The 25,509-nt window shown below is 65.9% G+C and carries 30 protein-coding genes; 11 read left to right on the top strand and 19 right to left on the bottom strand.

Going from position 1 to position 25,509, the window contains the following annotated elements; all coding sequences use genetic code 11:
• Positions 1–73: 73 nt before the first annotated feature.
• Positions 74–1,396 carry a DEAD/DEAH box helicase gene (locus GN331_RS09315; RefSeq protein ID WP_156641695.1) on the bottom strand — a complete coding sequence of 441 codons (1,323 nt, stop codon included), beginning with the start codon at positions 1,394–1,396 and terminating at the stop codon, positions 74–76.
• A gap of 306 nt (positions 1,397–1,702) precedes the next feature.
• On the bottom strand, positions 1,703–2,839 hold the full coding sequence (locus tag GN331_RS09310) for a right-handed parallel beta-helix repeat-containing protein (protein WP_156641694.1): 1,137 nt from the start codon (positions 2,837–2,839) through the stop codon (positions 1,703–1,705).
• A gap of 483 nt (positions 2,840–3,322) precedes the next feature.
• Here GN331_RS09310 and GN331_RS09305 point away from each other — a divergent pair, with 483 nt between their 5' ends.
• A complete protein-coding gene (locus GN331_RS09305) occupies positions 3,323–4,360 on the top strand; it encodes an MBL fold metallo-hydrolase (RefSeq protein ID WP_156641693.1) in 1,038 nt (345 codons plus the stop codon).
• Complete coding sequence (locus tag GN331_RS09300) at positions 4,360–5,196, top strand: exodeoxyribonuclease III (protein ID WP_156641692.1); 837 nt, start codon at positions 4,360–4,362, stop codon at positions 5,194–5,196. Before GN331_RS09305 ends, GN331_RS09300 begins: the two co-directional genes overlap by 1 nt.
• 46 nt (positions 5,197–5,242) lie before the next feature.
• On the opposite strand, the gene GN331_RS09295 is transcribed toward GN331_RS09300, so the two are convergent.
• Positions 5,243–5,683: a hypothetical protein gene (locus GN331_RS09295; protein ID WP_156641691.1), complete on the bottom strand. Its 441-nt coding sequence runs from the start codon at positions 5,681–5,683 to the stop codon at positions 5,243–5,245.
• 88 nt (positions 5,684–5,771) lie between these two features.
• Positions 5,772–5,981 (bottom strand): hypothetical protein, encoded by a 210-nt coding sequence (locus GN331_RS09290; RefSeq protein WP_156641690.1) that lies wholly within the window; start codon positions 5,979–5,981, stop codon positions 5,772–5,774.
• A 149-nt stretch (positions 5,982–6,130) separates the two neighbouring features.
• Here GN331_RS09290 and GN331_RS09285 point away from each other — a divergent pair, with 149 nt between their 5' ends.
• Both GN331_RS09285 and GN331_RS09280 read left to right on the top strand, forming a co-directional pair.
• Positions 6,131–6,568, top strand: a complete 438-nt coding sequence (locus GN331_RS09285) for a response regulator (protein WP_156641689.1) — start codon at positions 6,131–6,133, stop codon at positions 6,566–6,568.
• Between the two features lie 8 nt (positions 6,569–6,576).
• Positions 6,577–7,065: an NUDIX hydrolase gene (locus tag GN331_RS09280; RefSeq protein ID WP_156641688.1), complete on the top strand. Its 489-nt coding sequence runs from the start codon at positions 6,577–6,579 to the stop codon at positions 7,063–7,065.
• On the opposite strand, the gene GN331_RS09275 is transcribed toward GN331_RS09280, so the two are convergent.
• Positions 7,028–8,038, bottom strand: a complete 1,011-nt coding sequence (locus GN331_RS09275) for an alpha/beta hydrolase (protein WP_156641687.1) — start codon at positions 8,036–8,038, stop codon at positions 7,028–7,030. The genes GN331_RS09280 and GN331_RS09275 overlap by 38 nt on opposite strands.
• A gap of 16 nt (positions 8,039–8,054) precedes the next feature.
• Positions 8,055–8,321 (bottom strand): DksA/TraR family C4-type zinc finger protein, encoded by a 267-nt coding sequence (locus GN331_RS09270; RefSeq protein WP_156641686.1) that lies wholly within the window; start codon positions 8,319–8,321, stop codon positions 8,055–8,057.
• Between the two features lie 126 nt (positions 8,322–8,447).
• Between GN331_RS09270 and GN331_RS09265 the strand changes: the two genes are divergently transcribed.
• Together GN331_RS09265 and GN331_RS09260 are read left to right on the top strand one after the other, a co-directional pair.
• The gene (locus GN331_RS09265; RefSeq protein WP_156641685.1) at positions 8,448–8,924 is read left to right on the top strand and encodes a VOC family protein; all 477 of its coding nucleotides are present in this window, start codon (positions 8,448–8,450) and stop codon (positions 8,922–8,924) included.
• Positions 8,925–9,081: 157 nt separating this feature from the next.
• On the top strand, positions 9,082–11,169 hold the full coding sequence (locus GN331_RS09260; protein ID WP_156641684.1) for a TonB-dependent receptor plug domain-containing protein: 2,088 nt from the start codon (positions 9,082–9,084) through the stop codon (positions 11,167–11,169).
• 15 nt (positions 11,170–11,184) lie between these two features.
• Here GN331_RS09260 and GN331_RS09255 read toward each other — a convergent pair whose 3' ends face one another.
• The 3 genes from GN331_RS09255 to GN331_RS09245 form a co-directional block, all read right to left on the bottom strand.
• Positions 11,185–11,565 carry a YciI family protein gene (locus tag GN331_RS09255; RefSeq protein WP_156641683.1) on the bottom strand — a complete coding sequence of 127 codons (381 nt, stop codon included), beginning with the start codon at positions 11,563–11,565 and terminating at the stop codon, positions 11,185–11,187.
• 103 nt (positions 11,566–11,668) lie between these two features.
• Positions 11,669–13,063 carry a pyridoxal phosphate-dependent decarboxylase family protein gene (locus GN331_RS09250; RefSeq protein ID WP_197427065.1) on the bottom strand — a complete coding sequence of 465 codons (1,395 nt, stop codon included), beginning with the start codon at positions 13,061–13,063 and terminating at the stop codon, positions 11,669–11,671.
• Positions 13,064–13,154: 91 nt separating this feature from the next.
• Positions 13,155–14,855 carry a cation:proton antiporter domain-containing protein gene (locus tag GN331_RS09245; protein WP_156641682.1) on the bottom strand — a complete coding sequence of 567 codons (1,701 nt, stop codon included), beginning with the start codon at positions 14,853–14,855 and terminating at the stop codon, positions 13,155–13,157.
• A 149-nt stretch (positions 14,856–15,004) separates the two neighbouring features.
• Here GN331_RS09245 and GN331_RS09240 point away from each other — a divergent pair, with 149 nt between their 5' ends.
• Complete coding sequence (locus GN331_RS09240; RefSeq protein WP_156641681.1) at positions 15,005–16,213, top strand: hypothetical protein; 1,209 nt, start codon at positions 15,005–15,007, stop codon at positions 16,211–16,213.
• A 3-nt stretch (positions 16,214–16,216) separates the two neighbouring features.
• Here GN331_RS09240 and GN331_RS09235 read toward each other — a convergent pair whose 3' ends face one another.
• Entirely contained in the window at positions 16,217–16,936 is a 720-nt protein-coding gene (locus GN331_RS09235) for an SOS response-associated peptidase (protein ID WP_156641680.1), read from the bottom strand.
• Between the two features lie 230 nt (positions 16,937–17,166).
• On the opposite strand from GN331_RS09235, the gene GN331_RS09230 reads away from it, so the two are divergent.
• Positions 17,167–17,559: a hypothetical protein gene (locus GN331_RS09230; RefSeq protein ID WP_156641679.1), complete on the top strand. Its 393-nt coding sequence runs from the start codon at positions 17,167–17,169 to the stop codon at positions 17,557–17,559.
• Between the two features lie 2 nt (positions 17,560–17,561).
• Here GN331_RS09230 and GN331_RS09225 read toward each other — a convergent pair whose 3' ends face one another.
• Entirely contained in the window at positions 17,562–19,136 is a 1,575-nt protein-coding gene (locus tag GN331_RS09225) for a CPBP family glutamic-type intramembrane protease (RefSeq protein ID WP_156641678.1), read from the bottom strand.
• A 115-nt stretch (positions 19,137–19,251) separates the two neighbouring features.
• On the opposite strand from GN331_RS09225, the gene GN331_RS09220 reads away from it, so the two are divergent.
• The 3 genes from GN331_RS09220 to GN331_RS09210 are packed head-to-tail and all read left to right on the top strand — an operon-like array spanning position 19,252 to position 20,501.
• On the top strand, positions 19,252–19,530 hold the full coding sequence (locus GN331_RS09220) for a TFIIB-type zinc ribbon-containing protein (RefSeq protein WP_156641677.1): 279 nt from the start codon (positions 19,252–19,254) through the stop codon (positions 19,528–19,530).
• A 29-nt stretch (positions 19,531–19,559) separates the two neighbouring features.
• Positions 19,560–19,931, top strand: a complete 372-nt coding sequence (locus tag GN331_RS09215; RefSeq protein ID WP_156641676.1) for a VOC family protein — start codon at positions 19,560–19,562, stop codon at positions 19,929–19,931.
• A 51-nt stretch (positions 19,932–19,982) separates the two neighbouring features.
• Complete coding sequence (locus GN331_RS09210) at positions 19,983–20,501, top strand: hypothetical protein (RefSeq protein ID WP_156641675.1); 519 nt, start codon at positions 19,983–19,985, stop codon at positions 20,499–20,501.
• On the opposite strand, the gene GN331_RS09205 is transcribed toward GN331_RS09210, so the two are convergent.
• The 8 genes from GN331_RS09205 to GN331_RS09170 form a co-directional block, all read right to left on the bottom strand.
• Positions 20,498–20,764 carry a hypothetical protein gene (locus GN331_RS09205; protein ID WP_156641674.1) on the bottom strand — a complete coding sequence of 89 codons (267 nt, stop codon included), beginning with the start codon at positions 20,762–20,764 and terminating at the stop codon, positions 20,498–20,500. The genes GN331_RS09210 and GN331_RS09205 overlap by 4 nt on opposite strands.
• An 11-nt stretch (positions 20,765–20,775) precedes the next feature.
• Positions 20,776–21,120, bottom strand: coding sequence for a hypothetical protein (locus GN331_RS09200; protein ID WP_156641673.1), 345 nt, complete (start codon positions 21,118–21,120; stop codon positions 20,776–20,778).
• Between the two features lie 153 nt (positions 21,121–21,273).
• Positions 21,274–21,882, bottom strand: a complete 609-nt coding sequence (locus GN331_RS09195; RefSeq protein ID WP_156641672.1) for a hypothetical protein — start codon at positions 21,880–21,882, stop codon at positions 21,274–21,276.
• Between the two features lie 93 nt (positions 21,883–21,975).
• Complete coding sequence (locus GN331_RS09190) at positions 21,976–22,233, bottom strand: hypothetical protein (RefSeq protein WP_156641671.1); 258 nt, start codon at positions 22,231–22,233, stop codon at positions 21,976–21,978.
• 28 nt (positions 22,234–22,261) lie between these two features.
• Entirely contained in the window at positions 22,262–22,480 is a 219-nt protein-coding gene (locus tag GN331_RS09185; protein ID WP_156641670.1) for a hypothetical protein, read from the bottom strand.
• Positions 22,481–22,542: 62 nt separating this feature from the next.
• The gene (locus GN331_RS09180; protein WP_156641669.1) at positions 22,543–23,589 is read right to left on the bottom strand and encodes a serine hydrolase domain-containing protein; all 1,047 of its coding nucleotides are present in this window, start codon (positions 23,587–23,589) and stop codon (positions 22,543–22,545) included.
• A gap of 29 nt (positions 23,590–23,618) precedes the next feature.
• A complete protein-coding gene (locus GN331_RS09175) occupies positions 23,619–24,440 on the bottom strand; it encodes a helix-turn-helix transcriptional regulator (RefSeq protein ID WP_197427064.1) in 822 nt (273 codons plus the stop codon).
• Positions 24,441–24,495: 55 nt separating this feature from the next.
• Positions 24,496–25,503: a bestrophin family protein gene (locus GN331_RS09170; protein WP_156641667.1), complete on the bottom strand. Its 1,008-nt coding sequence runs from the start codon at positions 25,501–25,503 to the stop codon at positions 24,496–24,498.
• Positions 25,504–25,509: the final 6 nt, after the last annotated feature.

Genomic DNA, 25,509 nt, shown 5'->3' with positions numbered 1-25,509 from the left:
AGGCCCTCCCACGGGGCAAAAAAAAACGCCAGCCGCGAGGCTGGCGTTTTCCTTGTCTGCGATTACCGCGCTATCACGCGCGCGAATCGCGACGACCGCCGCTCGGCTTTCCAGCCGCGCTGCGATGCTGCTTCGGACCGGCATGCGCGTGACGCGGTTGCGCGGTGGCCGGCTTGCCGTGCGGGCGATGCCCGCGCTGCGGACGCTGCGTCGGCTTGCCGTTGTTGAACGGCGTGGCGTCCAGGCGGATCGGACGGCTCGGCTCGAAGCCTTTCACCGCATCCATCTGGATCTCCGCCTTCAACATGCGCTGGATCTGGCGCAGCAGGCCGCCTTCATCCGGCGAGACCAGCGAAAGCGCTTCGCCCGTCGCGCCGTTGCGGCCCGTGCGGCCGATGCGGTGCACGTAGTCTTCGGCGACCATCGGCAGGTCGTGGTTGATCACCAGCGGCAGGTTCGGGATGTCCAGGCCGCGCGCGGCGACGTCGGTGGCCACCAGCACGCGGGCCTTGCCCGACTTGAACTCGTTGAGCGCACGCTGGCGCGCCGCCTGGCTCTTGTTGCCGTGGATCGCGACCGCGGACAAACCGGCCTGCACGAGCTGTTCGGCCAGGCGGTTGCAACCGTGCTTGGTCTTGCCGAATACGAGCACCTGCTCGGTGTGGCGCTTGGCGAGGATGTCGATCAGCAGGTCGCGCTTGCGCGCGCCGTCGACCGGATGGGCGCGGTGCACGATCGTTTCGGCGATCGTGTTCTGCGCGGCCACCTGCACCTGCTGCGGCGACTTCATGAACTCCAGCGCCAGCTGCTTGATGTTGGACTCGAACGTGGCCGAGAACAGCAGCGTCTGGCGGGTCGACGGCACGCGCGCGAGCACGCGCTTGATCGCCGGCAGGAAGCCCATGTCGAGCATGCGGTCGGCTTCGTCCAGGACCAGCAGTTCGACGGCGTCGAGCTTGGCGGTGCCGCGCTCCAGGTGGTCGAGCAGGCGGCCCGGGCACGCGACGAGGATGTCGACGCCGCGACGGAACGCGTCGATCTGCGGCTGCATGCCGGCGCCACCGTACAGCGTGGTCACGTTGAGGCGCAGGTGGCGGCCGTAGGTCTTGATGCTGTCGCCGACCTGCACCGCGAGTTCGCGCGTGGGGACGAGGATCAGCGCGCGCGGCTTGCGCGGACCGATGGTGGTGGCGGGCTTGCCTTCCGAGAGGCGCTGCAGCAGCGGCAGGCCGAACGCGGCGGTCTTGCCGGTGCCGGTCTGGGCGCCACCGAGCACGTCCTGCCCGGAGAGGACGAGCGGAATCGCTTCGGCCTGGATCGGCGTGGGGGTGGTGTAACCGTTGTCGGCGAGCGCGCGCAGCAGCGCGGGCGAAAGCCCGAGGGTTTCGAACGTCATGTAAAGCTCCGATGTGAAGCACGCCGCGCAATGGCGGCGTGCACTCGAAGCTTTCCCTGATACCGCGCTGTCGAGTCAGTTTGTGCGCTCCGGCAGGCAGCCGGCGCGTGTCGCGCAACGAAAGAGGTACGGAGTGGGTCCGCCAAAAAGGGACCCGGGGGCCGGGAAAACGCTACGGCCGTGCGCGAGCGGGGCGAACCTTAACACGGCTCGGGCCCGGAAATCAGGAGGAATCCCAAAAAAAACGGCGCCCCGGAGGGCGCCGCTTCAGAAACCCGGTTCTAACGCCGGGTGTTCGGTACCGGTTTACTGGTACTTGTTGGTGCCGATCGTCCGCGTGGACGAGCTCTTCCACAGGATGTCGCGCTCGATCTTGCTGGACCAGCCGGTCATGGTGAACGGCGTGCGGGTCCGGGCGCCCAGTCGCGTGTAGTTCTGGTACGACAGGTTGTTGCTGTGGGTCACGCCGGAGGTGCCGGTGTTGTAGACGATGCCCGTCGCCGAGTTCAGGCGGATCGTGCAGTTGGTGACCTTCAGCGAGCTCACGCCATTGGTGCCCATGCCCAGGCTGCCGTTGCGTTCCATCGTGCACCCGGTGACGGTGACGCCCGAGGTGCGCTTCCAGATGTTGAAGCCGTACTTGGCGTTGTTGTTCAGGCGGCAGTTCTGGATGAGGATCGAACGCGCCGAACCACCTTCGTCCGGCTCGATGTCGATGCCGCACTCGGGCGAGGTGCCCTTGGAGTAGCTGAACTCCGAGTCGTAGACCTTGATGTTCGCGCAGTTGGTGATCGACAGGCCCTGGCGACGGTTGTTGGTCGAGACGATGTTGGCGATGACGACATCGTTCGCGTTGCCGCCGATGCAGACGCCATCGCCGGTGCACTTGGACACGCGCAGGTCGCGGATCGTGACGCGCGTGGAGCCGCCGCCGATCGAGATGCCGTGGCCCCATTCGTGCGTACCCGAACCGTAACGGTGCGTGTCGCGGTCGCCGACGAGCTGGCCGCCGGAGATTTCGACGTCCGAGTCGCCGTTGACGTGGATGAGGTAATGACGCGACAGCGACGAGGTCTTCGCCTTGAGGATCGCGCCGGCAGCCATCTTCAGGTGCATCTTGCTGCGCAGGTTGATCTTCTTCGACGTGTCGATCATGTACGTGCCGGCCGGGATGGTGACCGTGCCGCCGGTGGAGGGCAGCGCGTTGATCGCGGCCTGGATGCCGGCCGTATCGTCGTGGCTGCCGTTACCCACGGCACCATAGTTCTTCACGTCACGAACGGCAGTGCCACGCGCACGCGTCGGAGGCGTGGTGAGTGCGAAGGCCGGCATCGACACACCGCCGATGACGAGCGGTACGGCGAGGACGAGCGAGTTGCGGAGAAATTCGCGACGAGGCATTCCTGCCTCGCGCACTTCGTGCACGAGATTCGTGTTGTTCAAGGTCTGAGCCCCTTTCGTTGGCGGATCGACAATTGCGCCCAATAAGCAGCTAGTCGATCAAGTCAAAGACGGAAGTGTCGGTACGCGGCGATCACGCTGGAGCGTCGTTGTGTATGTCGACGTCTCGTGATGGCGTGGATGGACTCTACACGTCACGGATGTCGTTTCACCCCTTCATCACTCATCCAAACACGATCAGCGCATTCATGTTGGTTTCGGTTCAGACGAGTGACGAGGACAGCGCATTAATCTGCATTCGCTTAACACGCTGATAACTTTCGAGGCCTTTTTTTCCGGCTTTTTTCCGCGAAATCTCGTGCACCGCAACATCCGTGCCGTCGCTTTGCGCGGCTCAGTTCACGCACGCGACGTATTGCAGAGCATGCAACGCCCTCATGCACGACGACGGCCGCACTGCAGCGAACTTCGCGTTCGATCCACAGCCTGTCTCCAACTCCGCCCCCCACATTCGCGCGAGCCCCCATGCGCATCCATCGGCTCAACTGCATCAGCACGCGCCCCTTCGGTGGGCGACTCATCGACGGCACCACGCGTGGCGTGATGACACGCGGGCGATGCGTGAGCCACTGCCTGGTGATCGAAACCGGCGATGGCCTGTTGCTCGTCGACACGGGGCTGGGCATGGGCGATGTCATGGATCCCGAGCGCCGTCTCGCACCGGCCGCGCGCCGATTGCTCGCGCCGGACCTGCGCCCGGAAATGACGGCGGTGCGCCAGATCGAAGGCATGGGCTTCCGCGCCGACGACGTGCGCGACATCGTGCTCACGCACCTGGATTTCGACCAGGCCGGCGGCCTCGACGATTTCCCGCATGCCCGCGTGCATCTGTTCGCGAAGGAGGTCGAATACGCGGCCGCGCAGGCCAACTGGGGCGCCAAGCAACGCTATCGGCCGATGCAATGGAATACGCGGCCGCGCTGGATCCAGTACGACGCGCTGTCGGACGTGCCGTGGAAAGGCATGCCGTGCGTGCGCGATCTCACCGGCTTGCCGCCGGATGTGATCGTGTTGCTGCCGCTGCAGGGCCACACGCCCGGCCACGCGGGCGTGGCGATCAGCGCGGAGAACGGCTGGCACCTGCATTGCGGCGATGCGTACATGGATGCACGCGAGATGGGCGTCGATCCGCATGGCCGCTTCGGGATGCAGTTCTACGAGAAGTTCACCGCCGTGGATCGCGCGCAATACGCGCACTCGCAGCAACGCTTGCGCCTGATGCACTACAAGCATCCGGACGTGATCATGAATTGCGCGAAGGACCCGGGCGAGTTCGAACGCCTTGCGGGCCGCGCCGCACACCTCCCCGCCGATCCGATCACCCCGCTGGCGCGCGACCCGTACGTGGAGAAGATCGTGCGCAAGCGCGCCGGCGAGACGGCCGAACCGACGCCCACGCGCACCGCGACGGGCCTGGAAGTCGTCCACCACGATCCCGCGACATTCGATCTGGAACCCTTCGCCGCACCGCGCGGCTCCGCGCCTCCACAACCGAGTTCCTGATGGCGGCAGGCAAGGACGCATCCCTTCGCATCGCGACGTTCAATGTCAACGGCATCCGCTCGCGCTTGCCGCACTTGCTGCAGTGGCTGGAGAAGGAAGCGCCGGACATCGCGTGCCTGCAGGAACTGAAGGCCGCCGACGCGGGCTTTCCGATCGAGGCCATCCGCGACGCGGGCTACGGCGCGCTGTGGATGGGCCAACCGTCCTGGAACGGCGTGGCCATCCTCGCGCGCGGCGGCGATCCCATCGAGAGCCGCCGCGGCCTGCCCGGCATGCGCGACGACACGCAGAGCCGCTATCTCGAAGCGGCCGCGCACGGCGTCATCGTCGGTTGCCTGTATCTGCCCAATGGCAATCCGCGGCCGGGCCCGAAGTTCGATTACAAGTTGCAGTGGTTCGATCGCTTCATCGAACACGCGCAAACCTTGTTCGACAGCAAGCATCCCGTGGTCCTGGCGGGCGATTACAACGTGGTGCCCACCGACGCGCTGGACATCTACGATCCGACGCACTGGCGCAAGGATGCGCTGCTGCAACCGGAGACTCGCGAGCGCTACGAAGCGCTGCTTGCGCAAGGTTGGACCGATGCGCTGCGCACGCTGCATCCGGAGGAGAAGATCTTCACGTTCTGGGATTACTTCCGGAACCACTGGCCGCGCAACGCGGGGTTGCGGATCGATCATCTGCTGTTGAGCGATGACCTCGCGCCGCGATTGAAAGCCGCCGGCGTGGATCGCTGGGTGCGGGACTTGAAGGGCGCGAGCGATCACGCGCCGACGTGGGTGGAGATCGGGGCGAAGAAGGCTGCGAAAAAAGTGGCGAAGCGAAAGGCGTAACCCCTCCCCGGCCCTCCCCTGCATTTGCAGGGGAGGGAGCAGAGCGTCATTTCAGATTGATCTCACGCAGTAATTCTTCGCCCATCAACGTGCGCATCACTGTGCGCTTGCCGGAGGCTTCGTCGGCCTGCCGCACGTTCATCTTGGTCACCTTCTCCTGGATCGGCTGCATCTTCGCGTCCATGCCATCGAGCATGGCCATGTTCGGATAGGTCACGACCAGGTACACGTCCGCTTCCTGCGGGTTGTGCGCCTGCGCGCCATAGACGTGGTAATCGAGGACGTAGCCCGCCTTCTTCGCCTCCTCCATCACGACCTTCCAGTTCTTGCTCAGGTACTCCATGTAGTTCTCGAACTGCCCATCGACGATCTTGATGGCGCTGACGTTGGTGACGGGGCCTTCCGACCACGCGCGCTCCTGCGCGACCGCGGGAAGCGCGAGCAACGACAACAGCCCGGCAAGGAGCCAGGCGACCGGACGTTTCATGTGTGTTCTCCCATCCTGCGCGAACCCCTGACGCCTGACTCAACGCGCGCAAGCGGCCGTAACGGACAGCGTTCCCAGCGTCGGCTCGCTAACCGTAGGGAAGCGGATGCTCCCGCAGCAAAGAGCGCAGGTTGGCGAGCTTGACGCGGGCCTCCATGCTCAGCGTCAACCCATCGGGGGTGCGTTCGACCAGGCCCATTCCCAACAGCGTCTGCACGTGCTCGTCGGCGGGAACCACGCCGCGCTCCAACGCTTCCAGCAGGAACAGATAGTCGAAGTCGAGATCGCGACTTTTCATATCAGGATCGATGTTATCGAACCCATCCGTGAATTTGGTTTCACGTTCGACGACACACTTTCACAGTGCCTCCGTACGGCCGCTTCATCGGGATTTCACTGTCGAGGTTCGATGGTCGGCGCCACGCGAGACCTCTCCCGGACCCGTCCATGATCAGCGCCGCCGACATCCTTTCCGCCCGCGTGCTGGTCGTCGACGACGACTTCGATGCGTTGCGCACGCTGGAGCAGGTGTTGACCAGTGCCGGCTACACATGCGTGACCTGCACCACCGATCCACACGCCGTGCTCGACCTGCATCGCGAACAGGATTTCGACGCCATCCTGCTCGACGTGCTGATGCCCGGCATGGACGGCTTCGAAGTGATGGAAGCGCTCAAGCCGTGCGAACGCGACGGCTATCTGCCGGTGCTCGCGCTCACCGCCGAATCGGGCCATCGCACGCAGGCGTTGCGCTACGGCGCGAAGGATTTCCTGCGCAAGCCTTTCGATCCCGAAGAGTTGCTGCTGCGCGTGCGCAACCTGCTCGAAGTGCGCCTGCTCTACAAGGAACGCAGGATCGGCACGGCGATTTCCGTGGCCGCCTGAGCGGCGCGATGCCCGATACCAGCTGCGGCATCCTGTTGTGGCGTCGCGATGCAGACGCCGTGCGCGTGCTGCTCACGCATCCCGGCGGCCCGTTCTTTCGCAATCGCGATGACGGTGCCTGGACGATTCCCAAGGGCGGCGGCGAGCCCGGCGAATCGCACGAAGCCACCGCGCTACGCGAGTTCGCCGAAGAACTCGGCTCGCCGTTGCAAGGCGCCCTGCGCCCCCTCGGACAGATCAGGCAACGCGGCGGCAAGCTCGTCCACGCGTTCGCCGTGGAAGGCGACTTCGATGTCGCACACCTGCGCAGCAACGAGTTCGAATGCGAGTGGCCACCGCGCAGCGGCCGCCTGCAACGCTTCCCGGAAGTGGATCGCGCCGCGTGGTTCACCTTCGATCAGGCGCGCGTCAAGTTGCTCGCATCGCAGTGCGAATTGCTCGACCGCCTCGATGCCCTGCTCAGCGCAGGCTCGAAAGAAACTGTTCCTGGCGCTTGAGCGCCTCGCGCCCCTCGGCGGTATCCAGGTCGAATTGATACTCGTGCGGCAAACCCGGCGCGTGGTCTTCCGGCCAGAACAACGCATCCACGTGCACGCCTTGCGCGCGCAATGCATCGGCGAGCAGGTAGGAGTGCGCCTGCAGCGGATCGTCGTTGCCGACGGAAATGAAGGCGGGCGGGAAATCCTTCGTCACGTAACGCGCGACGGAGAACGTCGCCACGCGCGGATCCTTCCAGAAATCCTTGCGCCCCATGTAGGCCCACATCACCGAGCGCATGAACCACGACGGTTTGCCGTCGCGCGAGGTGCGCGTCAGCGCCGCATCGTAGGGACCGCAGAACAGGATCACGCCGACGATGCGCGCGGCCTCGACCGCAGGCTGGATACCGAGATCGCGCGCGTAGTCCCGACTCGTGGCGACATTGGCCAGTTGCGCCGCGATCTGCGCACCCGCCGAATCGCCGGCGAGCACGAAGCGATCGCGCCCGATTCCGTAGCGCGGCGCATTGGTCGACAACCATGCGAGCGCGCGATTGGCCTGCTCCACCGGCACGGGGTAATGCGCCCCGGGCGCGCGCGCGTATTCGATGCTCGCCACGCCGTAACCCTTCGACGCGAGGATGCGCGCGTAGTTGGCGACTTCCGACTTGCGACCCGCGACGAAACCACCGCCATGGATCCACACGATGGTCGTGCGCGGCGGCTTGCCGGCGGGGACGAAGAGGTCGAGCTTCGCATCGGCATCGCGGCCGTCGTAATTGACGTCGCGCATTTCGTTGACGCCCGCGGGCGGCACGTGTTTTTCGAGCTTGCGCGCCATCTTCGCGCCGCCCATGTCGAACACCGCGCGAATCGCCAACGCCGAAGGCCACGGTGAAAGCTTCGTCCAGGCGACGAGTGCGAGCACCACGAGCACGCACACGAACAGCGTCCGCTTGATGCCCCTGCGTTTGTGCGCCTCCCTGGCCATCCCCTTCCCCTTTCCTTCAGCGCAGTTGACTGTCCTTGCTTCCGCGCCGGTTGTAGCCGCTGAAGGCCTGTTCCTCGAGATCCGCCGCTTCCTGGCACGACACGCACAGGTGCACGCCGGGCACGGCTTCACGCCGGGCTTCGGGAATCCGCGCGCCGCATTCTTCGCAGTGTTCGAGCGAGGGTCCCTTCGGCATGCGATCGCGCACGCGCTGGACGCCGTCCTTGACGGTCGCGTCGATCTGGTCGTTGACGGCGTTGTCGCCCGCCCACCCGGTGGCCATGCACCACTCCTCCGCATCGCAACGCACGAAAGAATACCCGCGGGCCCATGAATGCAACGCGCCCGTGATCGCCGCGTAACGACCGCCCGTGCAAATTCACGCCTCCCCCACCCATGGAGCCCAGCAATGGCCGTTTCGTACATGCCTTCCGGCTATCACACGCTGACGCCGTCGGTCGTGGTCGACGACGCGAACAAGGCGATGGACTTCTACAAGAACGCGTTCGGCGCGAAGGAAACCTATCGCCTGCCGATGGGCGACAAGGTCGCGCACGCCGAAATGGACATCGACGGCTCGCGCTTCATGCTCTCCGACGAATTCCCCGAATGGGGCGCGCTGTCGCCCAAGTCGCGCGGTGGCGCCACCGGCGGCATGCTGATCTACGTCAAGGACGCCGACGCGGCGATCGACAAGGCCGTGAAGGCCGGCGCCACGGTCGTGCAGCCCCCTGAAGACCAGTTCTGGGGCGATCGCATGGGCACGGTGGTCGATCCCTTCGGCCACAAGTGGATGCTCGGCACGCACAAGGAAGAAGTGACGCCGGAAGAAATGGAGCGCCGCGGCAAGGCCTGGCTCGAGGACATGCAGAAGCGCACGAACTGACGACGCGTTCCATGACGACATCTGCCATGACCAATGGCACGGTCGCGCATATCGCTTAAACCAAACCTCACAACGCAACATCCATCTCCGGGACCGATGGCACGGTGCGCCGTGCCCTCGGGCTTTGCATTCTTTCGCAACTTCCGGGGGTTGTCAGATGCGTCGTTCGAATCGCCTGCATGGCGCTGTGTTGAGTGCGGCCCTGTTGCCGCTGTCCATCGCCAACGCACTCGCGCAGGAGGCCGCCGCGCCGCCGCCCGAGAAGGCCACCGTCGAAAACCCCGCGCGCACCTACACGCCCGACGACTTCACCCGCTTCGCGCCCAACAACGCGCTGGACATGCTGGAACAGGTGCCCGGCTTCGTCATCCGCACGCAGGTGGTCGAACGCGGCCTGGGCCAGGCGACCGGCAACGTGCTGATCAACGGGCAGCGCATTTCGGCGAAATCGAACGACGTGCTCAGCCAGTTGGGCCGCATTCCTTCGGGCAATGTCGTGCGCATCGAGATCGTCGACGGCGCGACGCTCGACATCCCGGGCCTGTCGGGCCAGGTCGCCAACGTGGTCACCAAGGCCGCCGGCATCAGCGGCCAGTGGGAATGGCGCCCCGACGTGCGCCGCGATTTCACCAATCCGCAGATCACGCGCGGCAACGTCTCGGTCAGCGGCGCGGCCGGACGCATGGACTGGACGGTCGGCTTCACCAACAACGCCAACCACAGCGGCGCGGGCGGGCCGACGGTGATCTACAACGCCGACGGCACCGTGCGCGAAAACCGCAACGACGAATGGACCGGCGAAAGCGACGCCCCCACGCTCAGCACGCAGCTGGCCTGGACGACCGAAAACGGTGGCAAGGGCAACTTCAACGGTCGTTATCAGCGCCTGATCTTCGATTACGTCGAAGAAGGCATCCGCGTCGGCGATCCCACCGTGCCCGATCGCTTCCGCACCGTGCTCGAAGACGAAGGCGGCTACAACTGGGAACTGGGCGGCGACTACGAGTTCAAGCTCGGCCCGGGGCGCCTGAAGTTGATCGGCCTGGATCGCTACACGCACGATCCGCTGGTCGACACGGTGTTCGACGATTATCTCGACGACGTCACGCCCACCGACGGCGCGCGCTTCCGCCGCATCGGCAACGAGACCGAGCGCATCGCGCGCAGCGAATACCGCTGGAAAGGTTTCGGCGGCGACCTGCAGGTGTCGGGCGAATACGCGTTCAACAAACTCGAGAGTGCTTCGACGCTGGCCTTGTCCACCGGCGACGAAGATTTCGTGCTCGTGCCGCTGCCCAACGGCACGGCCACGGTGCAGGAAGATCGCTATGAGCTGATGACCAGCTACGGCCGCGAACTCACGCCGGAGCTGCAGATGCAGGTGAACCTCGGCGGCGAGTACTCGCGCCTAGAACAGGTCGGTGCAGGCGGCCTGACGCGCACGTTCCGCCGGCCGAAGGGTTTGGTTTCCTTCGCGTGGAAGCAGTCGGAGAACACCGACTACAACTTCAAGCTCGAACGCCGCGTGGGCCAGCTCAACTTCTACGACTTCATCGCGTCGGTGAACCTCACCAACGACCAGGCCAACGCCGGCAATCCGGATCTCGTGCCGCCGCAGACATGGGAGTTGTCGGTCGAAGCCAACCGCAAGCTCGGCGCGTGGGGCACCACGACGCTACGCGCCTACGGCCAGCGCATCGACGACATCGTCGACACGATTCCCATCGGCCTGGATGGCGAAAGCCCCGGCAACCTCGAAGAGGCGACGGTGTACGGCTTCGAGTGGAAGGGCACGATCAACATGGATCCGCTCGGCTGGAAGGGCGCGAAGTTCGACGTGACCTGGCAGATGGAACACAGCAGCGTGCAGGATCCGCTGACGTTCGAAGACCGTCCGATCAGCAACAACCTCGCCGAGCTGGCCTCCATCGCGCTGCGACACGACATTCCCAACACCAACTGGGCCTGGGGCGGCGCGATCGACTATTCGTACTACGAGCTCGACTATCGCCTGACCGAAGTCGGCCGCCAGTGGGAAGGTCCGATCTGGGGCAACCTGTTCGTCGAGCGCAAGAACATCCTCGGCATGACGATCCGCCTGCAGGCGAGCAACCTGGGCGATGCGATGTCGATGTGGGACCGCACGGTGTACGTCGACCGCCGTACGGGCCCCATCGATTTCCACGAGATGCGCAACCGGACGATCGGCCCGATCTACAGCATCACTTTTAGTGGCAAGTTTTGAAGCCGGCGGGAAGTTTTAAGCCGCGACGGCCTTGTTCCCGCAATCGGCGTCCATGTCTTCGATCTGGCGCACCTCGCACTCGACGTTCCATTCGTCGCCGTGCACTTCGAGGAAGCGCTCGGTCAGCTTGATGGCTTCGGCCAGCGAGTCGGCCTTGAGGATGGCGTAGCCGCCGATCACTTCGCGCGACTCGGTGAACGGGCCGTCGGTGCGGCTGAGCTTGCCGTGGTTGTTGCGCAGGCGAACGCCTTCGGACGTCGGACGAAGGCCGGCGGTGTCGAGCAGCACGCCCTTGGCCATGAACTCCTCGATGAGCTTGCCCATCTCGGCCATCAGGCGCTCGCTCGGGACCTGGCCATTGTTTTCCTGCACGCGGACGGTGGAAAAGAAACGCATCGTGGAACTCCTTTGGGGTGGGAAGGAAAGCGGGCATTGCGCCCGTTTCACCCCATTCGACGAACGGGCGGGACGCGGATCGACACGCGTCCCGAAATTTTTTTCAGCCCCTGACCTGGCGCCAGACCCCGAGGATGGCGGCGACGCTGCGGGCGGCGTCTTCTTCGCTCGTGGCCCAGTTGGACACCGAGATCCGCATGGCGGCCTTTCCCTGCCAATTGGTCCCACTCAACCAGCAGGTGCCTTCCTGCTGCACGCCGGTGACGACGCGACGCGTGAGTTCGTCGTCGTCGCCGAAGCGCACCAGCACCTGGTTGAGGACGACGTCGGCCAGGATCGCAACGCCCTGCTCCGCCGCAAGGCCCTGCGCCATCTGCCGCGCCCGCGCGCACAGGCCATCGACGAGGTCCGCGATGCCGTCGCGGCCGAGCGCACGCAGGTTCGCGTAAGTCGGTACGCCGCGCGCACGGCGCGAGAAATCCGGCACCCAGTCGACGGCATCGCGCTCCACGCCCTGCGTCTGGATCAGATACGCCGCCGCCGTGGTCATCGCCGCGCGATGGTCTTCGCGCGACTTCACCAACGCCACGCCGCAGTCGTAGGGCACGTTGAGCCATTTGTGCGCGTCGGTCGCCCACGAATCGGCGAGTTCGACGCCATCGATCAACGCGCGCCGCTCCGAACTGGCGCTCGCGCGCGCCCACAAACCGAACGCGCCATCGATGTGCAACCACGCACCATGCGCATTGCAGGCCTCGCCGATTTCACGCAAGGGATCGAACGCGCCGGTGTTCACGTTGCCGGCCTGCGCGCAAACGATGGTCGGGCCTTCGAGCGTCGCGAGCTTGGCGCGCAACGCGTCGGGCTTCATGCGGCCCTGTGCATCGGATTCGACGCGCTGGATGCACTTGGTGCCCAGGCCGAGATAACGCAGCGCGACATCGATGGTGATGTGCGATTCGGCGGACGCGACGACGTTGATGCGCGGCGCGCCCTGCAAGCCATCTATCTCGACATCCCAGCCCACGCGCCGCAACACGCCGTGGCGTGCGGCCGCGAGGCACGTCAGGTTCGCCATCTGGCAACCGGTGACGAAACCGACGCCGGAATCGCGCGGCAGATCGAACAAGTCGAGCAACCAATCGCCCGCGACTTCTTCGACGACCGCCACCAGCGGCGAGATCACGTAGATGCCCGCGTTCTGGTCCCACGTGGAGACGAGCCAATCGGCCGCGAGCGACACCGGCGTCGCGCCCCCGATCACGAAGCCGAAATACCGCGGCGAATTGCAGGCCACCGCGCCGCGGGGGGCCTGCGATGCGAGGAGGTCGAGGACGGCTTCGGGGGCTTCGCCGGGGCCGGAGAGCGGCGTGCGCAAAGCGGCCATCAGTTCGTCGCGCGTGGCGGTGGAACCGACGCGACGTTCGGGCAAGGCGTTGAGATAGTCGAGGGCGTGCGCGTGGGCGCGCGAGAGGAGATCGTCGTAGGGCATGGTCATGTGCGGGCGCGGGAAAGGTACGAAGGAAAACCGGGACCTGTGGATCAACGACCGACCGCGTGCGTTCCGGTCATGCCGTGCGGCGAGCGGTTCAGGTACTGCCCTGGCCCTTCGCCCGCTCGATCACGTAATCGCTCATGCCATCCGCCAGTTCGACCTCGCCGAGGAACACCGTGCCGGCCTGGTCGCGCGCCAGCAGGCCCGCCTCTTCCTCGTTATGGCTGCGCACGATGATGTCGATATTCGGATTGAGGGTGCGCGCGACTTCCGCCATCTGCCGCACGCTGAACGTATCGGGCGTGGCGACGATCAACCAGCGCGCACCGGTGATGTGCGCCTGCACCAGGGTCGTCGCTTCGGCGGCATCGCCCGACACCGCCGCGTAACCCTGTTCCCGGAGTTGCTCCACGCGCTCGCGGTTCTGCTCGGCGACGACGACCGGAATGTCGTTGGCGGTCAGCTGCTGCACGATGCGCTTGCCCACGCGGCCATAGCCGACGAGGACCGCGTGGCCGGAGAGGTACTTCGCGTCGGTGGACGTCGGCAGCGCGGCCATCGGGTCGGCCGGTTGTTCCAGGCTTCGCGCGAGCGCGGAGCGTTCGCGGATCCAGCGCTGCAAGGGTTCGACCGCGGCGAACAGCAGCGGATTGAGTGCGATCGAAATGATCGCGCCGGCGAGGATCAGGCTGTTGCCTTCCGTGGGCAGCAGGCCGAGCGAGACACCGAGGCCCGCGAGGATGAAGGAGAACTCGCCGATCTGCGCCAGGCTGGCGGAGACCGTCAGTGCGGTGTTGAGCGGATAGCGCAGCAGCAACACCAGCGCGGCGGCGACGATCGTCTTGCCGATCACGATGATCGCCACGACTTCCACCACGCGTAGCGGTTCCTGCACGACCACCATCGGGTCGAACAACATGCCGACCGAGACGAAGAACAACACCGCGAACGCATCGCGCAGCGGCAGCGACTCCTCGGCCGCGCGGTGGGAGAACTCCGATTCGCGCAGCACCATGCCCGCGAAGAACGCGCCCAGCGCGAAGGACACGCCGAACAGTTCCGCCGCACCGAACGCGATGCCCACCGCGCACGCCACCACCGCCAGCGTGAACAATTCGCGCGATCCGGTCTGCGCCACCCACCACAACACGCGCGGCAGGAACTTGCGGCCGAAGACCAGCATCACGACGAGGAACGCACCGACTTTCAACAAGGTCGTACCGAGTGCGAGCCAGATGTTGCCGTCGCCCTCGGCCGCCGTGCCGCCCAGTGCGCCGGCGATCGGCGGCAGCAGCACGAGGACCAACACCATCGCCAGGTCTTCGACGACGAGCCAGCCCACCGCGATGCGGCCGTTCATCGAATCCAGCACGCCGCGCGCCTCGAGCGCGCGCAGCAACACGACCGTGCTGGCGACCGACAGGGCCAGGCCGAACACGATCGCCTCGGGCCAGGTCCAGCCGAACTGATAATGCGCGACGAGCGCGCCGAGCCCCGTCGCCGCCGCGATCTGCAGCACCGCGCCGGGCAGCGCGACCTTGCGCACGTCGAGCAGGTCCTGCAGCGAGAAGTGCAGGCCGACGCCGAACATCAGCAGCATCACGCCGATCTCGGCGAGTTCGGCGGCCAGGCCCGTGTCGGCGACGAACCCGGGCGTGAAGGGCCCGATCAGGACGCCCGCCAACAGATAGCCCACCAGCGCCGGCAAGCGCAGGCGCGCGGCGATGAAGCCGAGGATCAACGCCGCGCCGAAGGCGGTCGCGAGCGTGGAGATGAGCGTCAGGCCGTGGTCCATCCTGCAGGGGGTCCTCGATTCACGCGAAGGTCACGTCGACACGACTCTACAACGGCTGAACGCGTCAGGGGCTTCACGCGAATTCTCAGAATCGATTCAGTGCCACGGCCGCTAACTGCACGCAGGTCCACCAACCCCATAGGTGCGTCATGCGTTTCCATCGCAGTGCGATTCTCGCAGGTGCCATCGGCCTCGTCCTTGCCGGCGGCCTCGTTGCGCCCGATGCGTCGGCGCGCCAGAACGACAAACACCAACAGGACAACGAGAAGGCGAAGAAGCAGGCGCAGGCGCCGGCGAAGAAGCAGGCGCAGGCCCCGCAGCGCCCGCACCAGGAAGCGCAGCATCGCGCCGACAACGAGCGCCGCCAGTCGCAGCAGCGCGAGCAGTCGGAGCGCCGCATGGAACGCCAGCGCGAACAGGCGGAGCATCGCCAGGCGCAGGAACGCCAGCAGTCGCAGCAGCGTCGTGAAGCCGCGCAGCGCCAGCAGGCGCAGCATCGCGATGCGGAGCGTCGCCAGGCCGACGTACGTCGCGATGCCGAGCGCCGCCAGGCCGATGCGCACCGTCAGAACGACGCGCGCCGCCAGGCCGAAGCACGCCGCCACGCCGAAGCCCGCAACGAGGCGCAACGTCGCCAGGCCGACGCCCGTCGCGACGCGCAGCGTCGTGCGGATCTCCAGCGCGACGCCGATCGCCGACAGGCGCATCGCGCGGCCGATCAACAGCGCCGCGTCACCGAAGCCCAGCGCCAGCGCATGATCCAGCTGCAGCGCCAGCGTGAACTGGACTATCGCAACTACATGGCCTCGCGCCGCGTCGCCGAGCAGAACCGCATCGCGGCGCTGCAGGCGCAGCGTCGTGCGCAGCAGTACGCGTACCAGCGCTGGTACTGGCAGCAGCAGCTCGCGCAGCAGCAGCGTTGGTCGGCGCCGAGCTATTCGCGCGATCCGTACTTCTACGCGCCGGTGTCGTATCGCTACGCCCGCGATGGCCGCTACTACGACGCCAACCGTTACCAGGCCGACATGCTGCGACAGGCCGTCCGCCAGGGCTATGAAATGGGCGTGCGCGCCGGCATCGCCGACCGCCGCGACAACTGGCGCAGCGACTGGCGCAACAACTACGCCTACCAGGATGCGAGCTACGGCTACAACGGCTATTACGTCGACCGCAGCGAGTACAACTACTACTTCCGAGAAGGCTTCCGTCGCGGTTATCAGGATTCGTACGGCAACGACTATCGCTACGGCACCTACTACGGCGATCGCGACATGTACGACAGCAACGACGGTAATGACAACATCGCGGTCATCCTGACCAGCGTGTTGCAGTCGGTGCTGGGCCTGCAGCAGTACTGACGCTCACGCGTCGTCTTCATCGTCGGCGACATCGCCGAAGCCCACGGTGGCGACTGCATCCTCCTGCGGATCCACGGGATCCAGGAGGGTGTAGTCGTCTTCGTCGCGTGAGCGGATGCGGCGCGACACCGGATACGCCTCGAGCGCAGGCTGCGGCATGCGCGCAAGGAAACGTTGCGGGAACCACGGCCCTTCGATCCAGTCGGCGATCTTCGCCGATTCCACGAACACCGGCCCATCCGGCACCAACGGCGCCGGAATCGCCGCATTGCCCGCGGTCAGTACCGAGAACGAAAACACGTGCGGCTCCTCGCGGTGCCAGTGATCCCACAAGCCTGCCGCGAACAACACCTGCCCCGCCTGCGACTGGATGAAGTACGGCTGCGGCGGCGAAACGCTGCGATCCCACTTGTAATAGCCATTCAAGGGCACGACGCAGCGTCGCTGCTCCCACGGGCGCTTGAAGATCCGGCTGCGCGGTGCGCGGTCCAGGCGCGCGGTCACCGTCGTGTATTTCGTCTCGGGCAACTTCGACCAACTCGGGATCAGGCCCCAGTCGAAATCTTCGACGACGAGGCCCTCACCGCGATCAAGGATCACCGCTGCGGGTTTGCGCACCGCGATGTTGAAGCGATCCGGGCACGCGGCAAGCGCTGCGACCAGCGCGGCAGGCACGCCGCGCGGGAGACTCTCTTCGGAAAACGACTGCACGAACCGGCGCATGCGGCGATCCTCGCCCGCCGCGTGTCTTCGCCAGGCCAACGTGCGTCGGATCAAGCTCTACAGCCATCCGCCACCGCGCGTCACAGGCGCCGTGCCGTCACGTGGACGCAACGTGTGCCGGCGCTGAATCATTCACCCGCAGCGACGGCATGACATTCGGCGGACTGTGACCTGGGCCGCACGCATCGACGTCGCAAATCACGATCCTGCACGCCGTCATGGAGCGTCGCATGTTCGTTCGTCGTTGTATCGTCGGAGTGTTGATCGCGAGCGCCGTCTGCGCGCCCGCAATTGCGCAGTCGTTTTCGGTTGGCGCCACCGTCGTGCCGCACCGCACCGCGGTGCGCGCACAAGCCGACTTTCCCGTGCCCGCGTCCAGTCGCCGATTGACCACGCACACCTTCGGCAGCAGTTGGTACGTGCCCGATGCGATGCATGCCACCGCGGCGTTCTATCGCGGTGCGATGGCGCAACGCGGTTACCGCGTGGTGGCCGACGATACCCGCCGCGATGCCGTAAGCCTGCATTGGGAACGCGACGGCGAACGCGTCGAGATCCGCCTGCAACCGGTGCTCGGAGACGATGCCGGCACGCGCATGATCTTCAACGCGAGCGCCGGCTGACGTCAGGTCACCGCGATCAGCAACCCGATCGCCCATGCATTGTTGATCGCATGCAGCGCGATCGCCGGAGCGATCGATCCGGTGCGGCGCACGAGCCAACCGCCGAACAACCCCATCGCGAAATAAAACACGAAGCGCGGCGGATCGGTGTGCATGCAAGCAAACAGGAACGCCTGGATGCCATTCGCCCAGCGGAAGTCCAGGTGCCGCGCCATGCCATTGAGCAATAGGCCGCGAAACACCAGCTCCTCGAAGATCGGTCCGAGCAACGCAACGATGCACAGCGTCAGCATCACGCCGGAGGTGCCCTTCGCCTGTTCGGCGAGCGCGGCGACCATCTTCGTCTGCTCGGTCGAAGTGTCCACGCCGGTCACCGCAAACAGCGCGTTGAGCGCGAACACGATCACGAGCAGCACGGCCCAGTACGCGAGGATCCGCTTCCATGTCGCGCGCCACATGGCGCGATCGCCGAGCAAGCCGCGTCGTCCGAACACGCCGAGCACCGGCAGCATCAACAGCAGCGACACGCACATCGTCCACAGCATCAGCGTCAACAAGGCCGGCCCCATGCGCGCGCCGCCGCCGTCGAGCATTTGCGGCGCGACGAAGACCATCAGCACCGTGGGCACCGCGAGCGCGATCGCCGCGCCGTACCACGCGTGCCACAGCGTGACGCGCGGGAGCGGCGCCTGCGATATCCGGTGTTGCAGGCGACGCGCGACGCCGCGGTAATGCACGGGAACGAGCAGCAACAGCGGCAGCGCGGCCAGGCCCAGGCCCATCGCGATCACGGCGAACAACAACACCGGCATCTGGCCCGACAGCAAGGTCGAAGGGGCCGCGACGGCGAGTTGGCCGAAACGCTTGAGGTTCGGATAGAGCTGCGAAGTATCGCTGACGTCGAGCGTCGCGACCGCCGCGGGCCAGTCCTTGCGCGCCAGGGCGATGTCGAAGCGCAATTCGCGATAGGGCTCGAAGTCGGCGTCTTTCATCTCCTCGATCGCCGCGGCGGCCTTGTCCGGCTGGCCGGCGTGCAGCCACGCCCGTGCCAGGCGCGTCGGGACGATGGCGGCGTCCTCGTCGAGGCGCAGGGCCTTCAATGCGTAGTCGTCCGCCTTGTCGGCATCCAGGTTCGCAAGGTTCGCGTACAGGCGCGCGCGCAACTTGGGCGGCCATTGCTCCGACGCGGGGAGCCATCGCTCCATGCCCTGCACGGCGTCTTTCTCGCCATACACGCGATCGAGCTTGAACAACACGACTTCCGGCGCGTTGGGGAAACGCTTGTCGAGCTGCGCCTGGCAAGCAGCGGCATCCGCCTGTGCCGACTCGACGTACGTGCCGTACTCCACGTCGGTGTACCCGTCGCTGAAAGTGCATCGCTCGATCGCGAGCGCGACATCGTCGGGCGCGGCGGCCTGCGCGGCATCGAAACGCGCGAGCGCGTCGCGATACGCCGTCGCCGCGGCCGCCTCGACCTGCTCGCGGGCCGCAATGGACGTCGCCGCCTCCGCGCGCGCGCCGCCAACGAAGGTCCCCAGGGCCATCAAGCCCGCCAACCAGATTCCGAACGTCCGCATCCGAATATTCCTGCACCAATCCCCGCATACATCCTACGCGAGCCTTTCCAAAACCCTGACAACTTCCGGCCGCGAACCGGCTAACGTCGGTGCTCCCCCGAAACAGGTGTTCCGCATGCGCTGTCCCCATTGCCCCGACGCCACCCTCCTGATGACCGATCGCCAGGGCATCGAAATCGACTACTGCCCGACGTGCCGCGGCGTGTGGCTGGATCGCGGCGAGCTCGACAAGCTCCTCGAACGTGCCGGAAGCGCCGCCGCACCCGCGCCGCAACCCCAGGCCGCGCAGCCGGCGTATTCGCCGCATCCCCAGCAACACCAGCAGCATCACCAACATCACGGCAAGCCCTACTACAAGCACAAGAAGAGCTGGCTGAGCGAAATCTTCGACTGACTTCCTTCCCCCAATCCAAAGGCAACGCCATGGCCAATCCGGTCGGCTGGTTCGAAATCTACGTGCAGGATCTTCCACGCGCCAAAGCCTTCTACGAAGGCGTCTTCCAGACCACGCTCGAACACCTGGGCACCGGCGACGAAGTGCAGATGTGGGCATTTCCGATGGAACCCGAAGGCCAAGGCGCGGCCGGCGCCCTCGTCTACATGGCCGGCGCCCCGTCCGGCGGCATGGGCACGATCGTCTACTTCATGTGCGAGGACTGCGCCGTGGAAGCCAGGCGCCTGACCGAACAGGGCGGCCGGATCCACAAGGAGAAGTTCTCCATCGGCGAGTACGGCTTCATCGCACTGGGGCTGGACACCGAGGGCAACATGATCGGGCTGCACTCCCTGAAGTGAGCGGCCGCCAGGCGTAAGCTCCCGTCATCCGAACGCCGGGAGCCGACCGCCATGCGCACCGCCCTGTTGCTGACCGCCGCGCTCACCGTTTTCGGCGCGCGTGCGTCCGAAGCGACGCTCGACCCGCATTTCGAACCCATCGCCTTCCTCGTCGGCCATTGCTGGCGCGCGGACTTCCCAGACGGCAAGCAGGCCGACGTGCAGTGTTTCGAATCGCTGTACGGCGGCAAGCTGGTCGGCAACTGGCACGTCGTGGAAGGCTCCGACCCGGTTTACGAAGGACAGACGGTCTTCAGCTGGGACGATGCGAACAAGCGCGTGCGTTACCACTACTTCACCAGCACCGGCGCGGTGAGCGAGGGGTACTTCGTGCAGACCGCCGATGGCGCGACGATCCCCGAGCGGCACGTCTCCCCCGACGGCAGCGTCATCGAACTCGAAAGCAGCTACCGGCCCGATGGGAAGGACGGCTATCGCGTCGTGACGCGCGAGAAAACGAAGGACGGTTGGGTCGAACGCCGCAACATGCGTTACGTGCGCACCGAATGGCGCGAACGCGCGGCGCGTTAACGGAATCGCACGGAAGGCCGCAACGACTCGCCTTCCCCGCAGGGCCCGTCGACGCAATACCGCACCGCGCCCTGCAACGCCGCCAGGCACCCGGCTTCATCGATCGCGGTCGCGGCGATCTCCACTTCGCCCGCCGGGTCGCGCAGCCAAATGATGTCGCGCAGGAGGTCGGGCCGCAGCACCACGCGCCCCACGCGCGCTGAGTGTCCCCGGCGCAACGCCCAACACACCTGCGCGACATCGACCGCATCGACGGCACACACGACAACGCGCCTCAATTCGCCCGCGCGGCGACGGCGTCGAACACGTCCGCCGCCAGCGCCTGCCGCGCCAGGCACACCAGCAAGGTCTGCGCGCGCGTGCGTGCATCCACTTCGCGCGCCTCCAGGTCGCGCGCCGCGAATCGCGCCATCTCGCGCAATTGCGTCGAGGTCTGCGATTCGATCAAGCGCTCGATCCAACCAGCGCCACCGTGATCGAGCAGCGTCGCGACCACCGACGCCGCCGCGTGCAGAGCCTCGTCGGCCGAGCGCCCCGTGAGCAGGAACACCGCCCGCAGGCTCTTGAGCGCGTTGTCGCTGGCGCAGACGAAATCGGGGCGGGTATCGAAATCTTGCATGGCGATTGCCTTCCATCAGGTGTGACGGGAAGGTGCGCGCCAAACGCGCCCACGTCATTCGTCCTTTGGGGCAAGCGGGTGCAGGTCGAACAAAGTTGACTGGGTAGGAGATTTGCCCGAACGGGCCAGGAATGTGACGGGATAACGCGTGCGTTACTGGCCCTTGCAGGCCTCGCGCACCATCTCGTCGAGCCGCTGCAGTAGGTCGTAGGTCCGCCGGAGCCCGACCCTGCGCAACGTGTCTTCCCGATGCGCCTTCGCAGCTTCGCATCGTGCACGGTCTGCATCGAAGTTCGACGAAGACGCGACGGTGTAGGTCGGCCTGTCCGTACCCGCGATACGCGACATCACCTTGGCTCGCCGCACCGCAACGTCCCGCTTCGCCTGGGCGATCTCGATGTCGCGTTGCGTATCGGGCTGTGCGTCGTATGCAGCGCGCGTCGACTCGTCCGCGGCGCAAGGAAAACTCTGGAAGGAAACGGCGCCGCCCTTTCCGACGCACTTGTAGACCGTCGGTGTTGGATCAACGCGAATCTCGTCGACGAGCGCCTCGCTGGAGGGCGCAAGCTGCGTCACCAGCGACGCGTCCTCCGAATGCCCTGCCGTCTCCGCGCCGCGCGCGAGCATCCCGCGTACGAGCAGGAAGACAAGTGCGCCAAGCGCCAACAGCAACCACCAATGGAAAGTCGATCGACTCGATGACTTGCGCTGCGGCCTCACATCGGGCCGCACCGAGAACTTCAGATCAGCTGGATCTTCCACGCATTTCCCCAACGGACGTCCCCTACGCCCGAAGGGCACGCTACGTCAATGCGCGGTTGAGTTCAAATCGTAAGGTGAACGCGCCAGGATCGCTCACCGCCCGCCATACGCAAGCCCATCCATCATCTCCGCGAACCGCGTCCAATCGATGCGCTTGCGCAAGTGTCGGTTCGCGCCGCGCCAGTAGATCGAACCGCGGCCGACTTCGAGTTCGCCGAGTTTCTCGCGGCGCACGAAGACCTCCAGCCGCAGCGCCGATTTCGCTTTCACCAACTCCACGTTGGTCAATTCGGCGCGCACTTCATGCTTGCGCGAAGCAACAGTCCGGGTCGTACGCTTGCGGGTGGCCATGGCGCTCCTCCTCGTGGGCGCCGCGATCCTACTCCCCGCCGCGCGAAGGCTCCTCGCACAGCGCGCACTTCCGTCCGCGGCGCGCGTTGTAGATGCGGCCGACCACGTAGACCCACGCAGTGATCCCGCCCCAGACCAGCGCCTCGCTGATGGCGTAATGCAGCGGGCGATCGCGCAGCATGTGCGCGAGGAAAATCACCGGGGAGGCTATGGCGAAAGCGGCGAGCAACCAGCGGAGCCAGGGCATGACGGGCGTTTCCTGTGGGAGTTCGATGACAGGGACGCCCGCCAGCGGCGAATGTGACCGCCCTACTTCATCGCCGGCAACAGCTTCTCCGTGAACAGCTTGAACGTGAGCAGGTGCGGCTGGCGTTCGTTGTAGTTCGTCGTCGTGATCACGACGACCGCGCGCTTGTCGGGCACGAGGAACACGGTATTGCCGCCCATGCCCGCCATCGCGGGATACGTGCGGACTTCCTTGCCGACCGGCACCTTCATCAGCCACCACAGGTAACCGTAGTCGGCTTCCTCGCGCGCGGCAGCCTGCGCCGACAACGACGCCTGCACCCATGCCGCCGGGACGACCTGCTTGCCGTTCGCGCGTCCGCCGTCGAGATACACCTGCCCGAGCTTCCACAGATCGCGCGTGCGGAACCCGAGCCCACCGCCGGCCTGCGCCAAGCCCAGCGGCGCGAACTGCCATTCCGGCTTTTCGATTCCCAGCGGTCCGAACAAACGCCGTTGCGCGTAGTCCTGCAAGGGTTCGCCGACGGCGGTCTGTACCACTTCGCCCAGCGCCGTCACGCCCGCGGTGCAATAACGGAAGCTGCGCCCATGCGGCGAATCCTTGGGCTTCGAAATCCAGGCGGGGAAACCCTGCACCGGCAAGTCCGCCCAGAACTGCACCCAATCCTCGACCAGGTACATGCGCTCTTCGTTGCCGCGCGAAAACTGGTTCTCGTCGTCGCATTCGACCAGCGCCGACATCGTCAGCAGGTCTTCGACGGTGATCGCTTCCTTGCGCGGATCGGGATTCTGCATGTGCTGGCGACGCGCGGGCGGCAGCAGGTCGAACACGCGCGCATCCTTGCCGCTGATCTTGCCGTCTTCGATCGCCAGCCCCGCGAGGATGCCCGCGACGGTCTTCGTCGCCGAGCGCGTATTGCGCCGCGCCTCCGCGCCGCCTTCGTCGAAATAGTGTTCGTAGACGATCTTGCCGTCCTGCGCCACGAGCACGCTCGTGATCGCCTTGAAATCGCCGTTTTCCACTGCGCTTGTCGCGGGCGCGAACGCGTCCTGCGCCTGCGCGGCCAACGGGAACCCCATGCACATCGCCACCAGGCACCAACGCGACATCGACGATCTCCCTCGAGGAAGACCGCAGGCTAGCACCGCCGCAGCAGCCGATCTTGTATCCGCGCAACCTCGCTCCGCCCCAACGCCAGGCGCCGAAACGCGCCCGGCGTCATGCCGAACTCGGCGACGAAACACCGGTGCAGATGGCTCTGGTCGACGAACCCCAACGCGGAGGCCGCATCGGCCACCGCGCGTCCGCGCGCGATCGCCGACAACGCACGATGCAAGCGACGCTGCCGAATCCAGTCGCTCGGCGACTGCCCGAACCGCCGCCGGAACATGCGCGCGAGATACACCGGGTGCAGGTGCACGAGTGCGGCGAGTTCGCGAATCGAAGGCGGATCGCCGAGCGCATCATCCAGCCGTTCGACGACGCGATCGAGCACCGCATCGGCACGCTCGCTCGCGCGTTCGGCCGGTCGATCCATGAGCAGCTCGCCGACGATCGACTCGACCGCCAGCGGCGATGCCGCATCCCACTGCCACAACTCCGGCATCAGGCGCAGCGCGCGACCGAGCGCGCGGCGATCCAGCCGCACCGGGCCCTCGGGTGTTTCGATGCCGTCGGAAAACCGTCGCCACGCATCGAGCGGCATCGTCAGCGTCAGGAACAACCCGTCGAGCGATTTGAAGCGATCGCGATGCTCCGTGCCCGGCGGATTGAGGATCAGCGCCGGCTCCACGCACACCGCCGGCATGCCGCGCGCATCGCTCGCGTACGGGCCGGCGAGGACCAACACCAGATGCATGTCGCCGTGCTGGTGACGATGGATGGCGTGCTCGGGGATCGTCGGCCGCAGCTGCGCCAGGGCGATGTCGGCCGTCGCCTGCTGGCGAATCGAGTGGCCCATTACGCCGAGAGGGTGCGGGGTCTGCATGGCGGTGCCGTTGTAGCACGCGCCTGCGTTACATCGCGATCCCGCTCTCCAGGCGCGACGGCGCGGGCAACTGGATTTCCCCCAGCATCTCCCGCAGGTCCAATTCGACCTCCTCGCAAATCTTCGTGATCGGCACGTCGTTGGCGCCGCCCTCGAAGGGGTTCTCGGTGCTCGCCCCCACCTCGTCGAGGGACACATACATCCACGAAATGATCAGGCTCAGCGGAATCGCCAACCAAACCATGTACGCACCGGCCCAGCCGCCGAGACCGCTGCCGACGCGCGCAAGTTCGCCGATCATCCCGAAGGGCAGCAACACGCACAGGATCTTGACGAACAAGGAATGGATGAACGCGAACTGCCGCGGATACGGGTAATTCTTGATGCGCTCGACCTTGCCCTGCAGCTCGCCGAGTTCGCGCGTCGCACGTTGCACCTCGGCGAACGCGTTGGCAGGAATCGCGCCGGCGTCCAACATCCGCTTCGCGTCCGCAGTCTGCATCGCGAGCACTTGCCATGCCGGATTGCGCGACTCGAGCACCAGCGCGGCCTCTTCCGGCGCAACGAAGCGCGAGAGTTCGAACGTCAGCGTCTGCGCATGCTCAGGCACGGTGTAGTACTTCTTCCATTCGATGAAATTCGCCTTGTCGTGCTGCTCCCACGGCTTGTGCTTACGGAGTTCGTGGCGCAGCGCCGCCAGCCACGCCATGTGCCGGTTGATGAGGGTCTTGGCCGCGAACGTATCGGGCACCAGGTCGCGGCAACTCGCGCCGAAGGTGCGGCTGGCGCTGGCGATCGAAGCCCACAGCATCTGTGCATCCTGCATGCGCCCGTAGGTCTGCAGGTTCTTGAACCCGGCCGACAAGGCCACCGTGGTGCCGAGCAGGAACACGATGGCGAAGGGAATCTGCAGGTAATGCAGCCCCGCCACTTCGTACAACAGCACCGGCACCGTCGCGACCACGATCAGCACGTAGATACTGCGCCGCGTCCACATCAGGAACTCGGGCAGCGAGTAGGAACGATCGATCAACATGGCATC

The sequence above is a fragment of the Noviluteimonas gilva genome, from assembly GCF_009740395.1.
GTDB classification, from domain to species: Bacteria; Pseudomonadota; Gammaproteobacteria; order Xanthomonadales; family Xanthomonadaceae; genus Noviluteimonas; species Noviluteimonas gilva.
Note: the sequence above shows the minus strand (reverse complement) of the source record. Positions and strands in the feature narration are given on the sequence as shown.